The sequence below is a fragment of the Streptomyces sp. P17 genome (genome assembly GCF_032436805.1).
In the GTDB taxonomy this organism is placed as follows: domain Bacteria; phylum Actinomycetota; class Actinomycetes; order Streptomycetales; family Streptomycetaceae; genus Streptomyces.
In genome coordinates, this window is the sequence record NZ_JAVRBF010000687.1 from 1 (window position 1) to 279 (window position 279).

1 protein-coding gene is annotated in these 279 nt (G+C 48.0%); it reads left to right on the forward strand.

Annotated features, from left to right (window positions below):
* Positions 1–19: 19 nt before the first annotated feature.
* The coding region (locus RMT89_RS42590; RefSeq protein ID WP_315889126.1) for a hypothetical protein at positions 20–279 on the forward strand (260 nt) is incomplete at its 3' end.

Below are 279 nucleotides of genomic sequence, written 5' to 3' on the forward strand. Positions count from 1 at the left end.
CGTGAAAAACCGTTCTAATGTGCAACCACGTCTTGTTCGTCGTCAGGCTGAATGGCGATATGCTGCTTTGACGGAACCATTCCTGTCGAGTGATAAGCTCTTTGATGTGAAGCCTGCTACCTACGAAAGCGTCAAGGCTGCACTTCAGAATGAAACCGTTCTCAACTGGCAATGGCGTACCAAACTTCAGCGTGTGAAGTTCATTGATGAGTACGTCCGTTCTGCTGTTGATGAAGGTACTGTCATCACCAAGGTCTCTTGGATGCAGGTTAAGGGCAT